This window comes from Actinomadura geliboluensis (assembly GCF_005889745.1).
GTDB classification, from domain to species: Bacteria; Actinomycetota; Actinomycetes; order Streptosporangiales; family Streptosporangiaceae; genus Spirillospora; species Spirillospora geliboluensis.
On the sequence record NZ_VCKZ01000452.1, the window covers coordinates 1 to 7,050 of the forward strand.

Here is a 7,050-nt window from a genome sequence, read left to right on the forward strand (position 1 = left end):
CTGCGCCCCCGCCCGTGAGCGCGAGGCGCAGGCTGGACGCCGAGCTCGTCCGCCGCAAGCTGGCGCGGTCGCGCGAGCACGCGGGCCGGCTCATCGCCGACGGCCGGGTCCGGGTCGGCGGGCAGCGGGCCGCCAAGGCCGCGACGCAGGTCGAGGCCGCCGCGGCGATCGTCGTCGAGGACGCCGCCGACGGGCCCGACTACGTCTCCCGGGGCGGGCACAAGCTCGCGGGCGCGCTCAAGGCGTTCCCCGGCCTGGAGGTCAAGGGCCGCACCTGCCTCGACGCGGGCGCCTCCACCGGCGGGTTCACCGACGTCCTGCTGCGCGCGGGCGCCGCCCGCGTCTACGCGGTCGACGTCGGCTACGGGCAGATCGCCTGGTCGCTGCGCACCGACGAGCGGGTCACCGTCATGGAGCGGGTCAACATCCGCGACCTGGAACCCGGATCGCTCGGCGATCCGCCGCCCGACCTGGTCGTCGGCGACCTGTCGTTCATCTCGCTGAAGCTCGTCCTCGGGCCGGTGCGCGCGTGCGTCGCCCCCGACGCCGACTACGCCGTCATGGTGAAGCCGCAGTTCGAGGTCGGCAAGGACCGGGTCGGCGCGGGCGGCGTCGTCCGCGACCCGGAACTGCGCGCCGACGCCGTGCGGGGCGTCGCCGAGCACGCCGCGACGCTCGGCCTGGGCGTCCTCGGCGTGGCGGCCAGCCCCCTGCCGGGCCCGTCCGGCAACGTCGAGTACTTCCTGTGGCTGCGCGCCGGGGCCCCGCCGCTGGACGAGGCCGCCCTCGCCAAGGCGATCGACGAGGGGCCGAAGTGAGCGGCGCGCCCCCGAACGTGGACCGTCCCCGGAACGTACAGAGGACGTCCGAGAAGGGAACCCCCGCGGGAGGGGTGTTCGTCCAGACGTCTGCAGGCCGCAGCGCACCGGGGAGTGGGGCGAGAGCATGAGCAAGAGGTCGGTGCTGGTGGTGGCGCACACCGGGCGGCCGGAGGCCGTCCGCAGCGCGCAGCTGGTCATCGAGCGGCTCGGCCAGGCCGGGATCGGCGTCCGCGTCCTGGACACCGAGGCCGACCAGATCGGCTGCACGGGCGTGGAGGTCATGCCCAGCACCGCGGCGGCGGCCGACGACGCCGAGGTCGTCATGGTCCTCGGCGGCGACGGGACGCTGCTGCGCGCCGCCGACCTGACCCGCGCGTCCGGCACGCCGCTGCTCGGCGTCAACCTCGGGCACGTCGGGTTCCTCGCCGAGGCCGAGCGCGACGACCTCGCCGCCACCGTCGACCGGGTCTGCGACCGCCGCTACGAGGTCGAGGAGCGGATGACCGTGGACGTCACCGCCCGCCGCAACGGCACGGTGATGGGCGCGACGTGGGCGCTGAACGAGGCGAGCATCGAGAAGGCCGAGCGGGAGCGGATGCTGGAGGTCGTCGCCGAGATCGACGGCCGCCCGCTGTCGAACTGGGGCTGCGACGGAGTGGTGTGCGCCACCCCGACCGGCTCCACCGCCTACGCGTTCTCCGCCGGCGGCCCGGTCGTGTGGCCGGAGGTCGAGGCGATGCTCGTCGTCCCGATCAGCGCGCACTCGCTGTTCTCCCGCCCGCTGGTGGTGTCGCCGCGCTCGTCGGTGGCCGTCGAGGTGCTGCCCGGCACGCCCCGCGCGGTGCTGTGGTGCGACGGGCGCCGCACCCTCGACCTGCCGCCGGGCGCGCGGGTGGAGGTCCGCCGCGGCGCGGTGCCGGTGCGGCTCGCCCGGCTGCACCTCACCCCGTTCACCGACCGGCTGGTCACCAAGTTCGGGCTGCCCGTAACGGGCTGGCGGGGGCGGGTCAGGCAGCCGTCCCGGCCGTCCCGGCCGTCCCCGCCGCTGGCGGATTCGCAGGTCGGGGACGCCTCCGGAACCGGCGGCGGCACCGCAGTCCCGGGGCCGGGCGGCGGCCCGGAGGGCGGCTCCGGCGAATCGGCCGGGGGAGCGGCAGGCGGGCAGAGAGGATAATCTCCACAGGCGCCGATCGGGGATCTGTTTGCGGAGGGTTGTGACGCCGGTGCGTCCGATGGTCGATGAGGTGCGGATCCAGGGCCTCGGAGTGATCGACGAGGCCGTGCTCGATCTGTCGCCGGGCTTCAACGTGGTGACCGGGGAGACCGGGGCGGGCAAGACCATGGTGGTCACCAGCCTCGGGCTGCTGTTCGGCGGCCGCGCCGACCCGCAGCGGGTCCGGCCGGGCGCGGGCCGCGCCACGGTCGAGGGGCGGCTCGTCGTCGATCCGGGCGGCCGCGTCGTCGAGCGGGTCGAGGAGGCCGGCGGCGAGCTGGACGAGGGCGCGCTGATCGTCACCCGGTCGGTGTCGGCGGAGGGCCGCTCCCGCGCGTTCCTCGGCGGCCGGTCCGTCCCGGTGAGCGTGCTGATCAACCTGGCGGACGACCTGGTCGCCGTGCACGGCCAGGCCGACCAGCAGCGGCTGCTGCAGGCCGGGCGGCAGCGCGCCGCGCTCGACCGGTACGCGGGCGGCGCGCTGACCAAGCCGATGCGCGCCTACACCAAGGCGTACCAGCGGCACCGGCAGGTCACGGCGCTGCTGGAGGAGCTGACGACGCGGGCGCGCGAGCGGGCCCAGGAGGCCGACATGCTCCGCTTCGGCCTGGAGGAGATCGAGAAGGTCGACCCCAAGGACGGCGAGGACGCCGACCTCGCCGCCGAGGAGGAGCGCCTCGGGCACGCCGACGCGCTGCGCGGCGCCGCCGACACCGCGCACGAGGCGCTGCTCGGCGACCCGGCCGCCGCGTTCGAGGCCGCGAACGTCACGAGCCTGCTCGGCCAGGCCCGCAACGCGCTGGACGCCGTCCGCGACCACGACCCGGAGCTGGCGGCGCTCGCCGACCGGCTCGCCGAGGCCGGCTACCTCGTCACCGACGTCGGCACCGACCTCGCCTCCTACGCCGAGTCCGTGGACGCCGACCCGGCGCGGCTCGCCGCCGTCCAGGAGCGGCGCGCCGAGCTGACCGCGCTGGTCCGCAAGTACGGCGGGGCGGAGGGCACGGCCGCCGCGGTCCTGGAGTGGGCCCGCACGGCCGCGGCCCGGCTCACCGAGCTGGAGGGCGACGACGACCGCATCGAGGAGCTGCGCGCCGAGCACGCCGAGCTGACCGAGCGGCTCGCCGCCGAGGCCGGGGAGCTGACCGCGGTCCGCGCCCGCGCCGCCGAGCGGTTCTCCGGCGCCGTCACCGAGGAGCTGACGGCCCTGGCGATGCCGCACGCCCGCGTCTCCGTCACCGTCACCCCCACCGAGGAGTACGGCCCGCACGGCGTCGACGAGGTCGAGGTCCGGCTCGCGCCGCACCCCGGCTCGCCGCCGCTGCCGCTGCACAAGGGCGCCTCCGGCGGCGAGCTGTCCCGGGTGATGCTGGCGATCGAGGTCGTGTTCGCGGGCGCCGACCCGGTCCCGACGTTCGTGTTCGACGAGGTCGACGCGGGCGTCGGCGGCAAGGCCGCGGTGGAGACCGGGCGCCGGCTGGCGCGGCTGGCCCGCAACGCGCAGGTGATCGTCGTCACGCACCTTCCGCAGGTCGCCGCGTTCGCCGACCAGCACCTGGTGGTGGAGAAGTCCGACGACGGCACCGTGACCAGCAGCGGCGTCACCGCGCTGGACCGGGAGGGCCGCGTCCGGGAGCTGTCGCGCATGCTCGCCGGCCTGGAGGACTCCGAGCTCGGCCGCGCGCACGCCGAGGAGCTGCTCGCCATGGCCGCCGACGACCGGTGAGCGCGCCGTCCTCCGCCGCGGCCCCCGCCCGCCGCGGCGCCCCGGCAAACGCTACAGAGCGTGCCCGATCGGACACGCCTGGACAGTCGTGCCTTCCGGCGTCCACTGCGGCGCTCTGGCAGGATGGTCGGTGATGAACGACCCGTCACCCACCGCCGAGCCCGGCGCCGACCGCGGCGCCCGGCCGGCCCTGAAGCTGCCGCGGCGCGTGCTCACGCTCGGCCGCGGCCGCGACGACGGCCGGTCCGGGGTCACCGCCACGGCCCGGCTCGACCGCCGCACCAAGGACCTGACCAAGCGGCTGCAGCCCGGCGACGTCGCGGTGATCGACCATGTCGACCTCGACCGCGTCAGCGCCGAGGCGCTGGTGTCGTGCGAGGTCGGCGCCGTGGTGAACGTCGCGCCGAGCATCTCCGGGCGCTACCCGAACCTCGGCCCGCAGATCCTGATCGACGCCGGCATCCCGCTGGTGGACGACGTCGGCCCGGAGATCTTCACCAAGCTGCACGAGGGCGACCAGGTCCGGGTCGAGGGGCCCGCCGTGCACCGCGGCGAGGACGTGGTGGCCAAGGGCACCGAGCAGACGGCCGAGACCGTCGAGACGGCGCTGACCGAGGCCAAGTCGGGGCTCGCGGCCCAGCTGGAGGCGTTCGTCGCCAACACGATGGAGTACGTCAAGCGCGAGCGCGACCTGCTCATCGACGGCGTCGGCGTCCCCGACGTCACCACGAAGATCGCCGGCCGGCACGCGCTCATCGTCGTCCGCGGCTACCACTACCGCGAGGACATCGCGACCCTGCGGCCCTACATCCGCGAGTACCGCCCGGTGCTGATCGGGGTGGACGGCGGCGCCGACGCGCTGCTGGAGGCCGGCTACCGCCCCGACATGATCGTCGGGGACATGGACTCGGTGTCCGACGACGCGCTCACCTGCGGCGCCGAGATCGTCGTGCACGCCTACCGGGACGGCCGCGCGCCCGGGCTGAAGCGCGTCCACGAGCTGGGGCAGGAGGCCGTCGTCTTCCCCGCCACCGCCACCAGCGAGGACATCGCGATGCTGCTCGCCGACGACAAGGGCGCCACCCTGATCGTCGCGGTCGGCACGCACGCCAACATGGTGGAGTTCCTCGACAAGGGCCGCGCCGGCATGGCCAGCACCTTCCTCACCCGGCTCCGGGTGGGCAGCAAGCTCGTCGACGCCAAGGGCGTCAGCAGGCTCTACCGCAGCAGGATCTCCACCTGGTCGCTGCTGTTCCTCGTCCTCGGCGCGTTCATCGCCATCGTCACGGCCGTCGCCATGTCCCCGGCGGGGGACGTCATCAGTCCCCTGATCGCCGACCGCTGGCACGCCTTCGTCTTCTGGCTGACCGGACTCTTCACGTGATCGATTTCCGCTACCATCTCGTCTCCATCGTCGCGATCTTCCTCGCGCTGGCGCTCGGCATCGTGCTGGGCTCCACCACCCTGTCGGACTCGGTGAGCGACACCCTGCGCCAGCAGGCCAACTCGGCGGCCAAGACCGCCCAGCAGGCCCGGCTGGCGCAGCGCGAGCTGGAGCACCAGGTGAAGGGGCAGGAGCAGTTCGCGAACGTGCTGTCGCCCCAGATCGTCGCCGACCGGCTGAAGGACCAGTCGGTCGTGCTGATCGAGACGCCGGGCGCCGGCAACGACAGCATCGAGCGGGTCAGCGAGCTGGCGAAGAACGCGGGCGCCGCCGTCACCGGCCGCGTCACGATCCAGAAGAAGCTCCTGGACGCCGACCAGCAGACCACCGTCGACGAGCTGGCCACCCAGCTGAAGGCCGACGACGTGTCCTTCCCCGGCGACGCGAGCGCCTACGACAAGGCGGGCATGGTGCTGGCGAACGCCCTCGTCACCAAGGACCCCGCCAAGTCCGGCCGCGAGGACGCGGTCGGCGGCGCCGTCCTCAACGGCTTCAAGGAGGCCGGGTACGTCACCACCAGCGGCAAGCCGGGCCAGCACGCCACGCTCGCCGTGATGGTCGCGCCCGCCGCCCCGTACAACTACACCGGGGGCGACGCCGCGACCAAGGGGCTGATCTCGCTGGCCACCGCCCTCGACGCCGCCGGGCGCGGTACCGTCGTCGGTGGCCCGCCGACCTCCGCGCAGGAGGGCGGGCTGATCGCGGCGCTGCGCGACTCCGACGCCGGCGACTCGGTCTCCACCGTGGACGCGGTGGACACCGCGTCCGGGCAGGTCGTGACGATCCTGGCGCTGCAGAGGGAGATCGGCGGCAAGTCCGGGCAGTACGGGACGGGTGCCGGCGCGAGCGGCTACCTGCCCTCGCCCGCGCCCACGGCGGGGAAGAACGGGTGACCTGATGAGCAGAGGCATCGCGAGGGGCGCGCGGCTCGCGGCGGGCCTGGCCCTCGGCGCGGTGGCGGCGCGCGCCGCGCACGCCGCGCTGACCCGGCGGCCGCCCGGCCTGAACGGGCTGCCGGGCGAGGAGGTCTGGGGCCGCACCAACCACCGCGGCGAGCCGGTGACGCTGCTGGAGGGGCCCGCGTTCGTCGCGGGCGCCGCCGCGGCCGGGCTGCTCGCGCCCGGCGCCGCGGGCCGGATGCGCGCCGCCGCGCTGCTCGCCGGCACCGGGTCCGGCGTCCTCGGCGGCTACGACGACCTCGCCGGGTCGGGCGCCTCCCGCGGCTTCAAGGGCCATCTGGCCGCGCTCGCCCGCGGCGAGGTCACCAGCGGCGCGGTGAAGATCCTCGGCATCGGCGCGACCGGGCTGGCCGCCGCCGCGGTCGCGGGGTCGCCCGCCCCGTCCCGCACCGGGCGCGCCTTCGACACGCTCGTCAACGGCGCGATCATCGCCGGTGGTGCGAACCTGATGAACCTGTTCGACCTGCGCCCCGGCCGGGCGATCAAGGTCGGCCTGCTCGCCGGCGGCCCGCTCGCGCTGACCCGGTCCGGCTCCGCCGTCGTCGCGGCGCCGCTCGGCGCCGCCGCCGCGCTGCTCCCCGAGGACCTCGGCGAGCGCGCGATGCTCGGCGACACCGGCGCGAACGCGCTCGGCGCGCTGCTCGGCCTCGGCGCGACCCGGCTCGGGCGCGGGCCGCGGCTCGCCGTGCTGGCCGGGCTCGCCGGGCTGAACGCCGCCAGCGAGTTCGTCAGCTTCACCAAGGTCATCGCGGGCAACCCGGTGCTGAACCGCATCGACATGCTCGGCCGCCGTCCCGCCGCCGCGGCGCACGTCCCGGCCCCCGCCGGCGAGGCGGAGAAGCCGGACGACGCGTTCCGCCCGGCGGGCGACGGCGTCGCCCCCGACC

The 7,050-nt window shown here is 75.6% G+C and carries 5 protein-coding genes and 1 pseudogene; all 6 read left to right on the forward strand.

All coding sequences use genetic code 11. The annotated features are described in order from the left end of the window. Positions 1-14: 14 nt before the first annotated feature. Complete coding sequence (locus tag ETD96_RS38140; protein WP_138641357.1) at positions 15-818, forward strand: TlyA family RNA methyltransferase; 804 nt, start codon at positions 15-17, stop codon at positions 816-818. A 127-nt stretch (positions 819-945) separates the two neighbouring features. Continuing rightward, positions 946-1,833 (forward strand): annotated as a pseudogene (locus tag ETD96_RS38145) (NAD kinase); the annotation flags it as partial. 220 nt (positions 1,834-2,053) lie between these two features. Beyond that, complete coding sequence (gene recN / locus ETD96_RS38150) at positions 2,054-3,760, forward strand: DNA repair protein RecN (protein WP_138641359.1); 1,707 nt, start codon at positions 2,054-2,056, stop codon at positions 3,758-3,760. A gap of 133 nt (positions 3,761-3,893) precedes the next feature. Continuing rightward, complete coding sequence (gene steA, locus ETD96_RS38155) at positions 3,894-5,144, forward strand: putative cytokinetic ring protein SteA (RefSeq protein WP_138641360.1); 1,251 nt, start codon at positions 3,894-3,896, stop codon at positions 5,142-5,144. After that, a complete protein-coding gene (locus ETD96_RS38160; RefSeq protein WP_138641361.1) occupies positions 5,141-6,097 on the forward strand; it encodes a copper transporter in 957 nt (318 codons plus the stop codon). Before steA ends, ETD96_RS38160 begins: the two co-directional genes overlap by 4 nt. Positions 6,098-6,101: 4 nt before the next feature. Beyond that, a partial coding sequence (locus ETD96_RS38165; RefSeq protein WP_240808522.1) for a hypothetical protein occupies positions 6,102-7,050 on the forward strand: 949 nt, incomplete at its 3' end.

What these genes read in the sequence shown, in the direction of transcription:
- recN (WP_138641359.1), top strand. Translation starts at nt 2,054, where the DNA reads ATGGTCGATGAGGTGCGGATCCAGGGCCTCGGAGTGATCGACGAGGCC.
- steA (WP_138641360.1), top strand. Translation starts at nt 3,894, where the DNA reads ATGAACGACCCGTCACCCACCGCCGAGCCCGGCGCCGACCGCGGCGCC.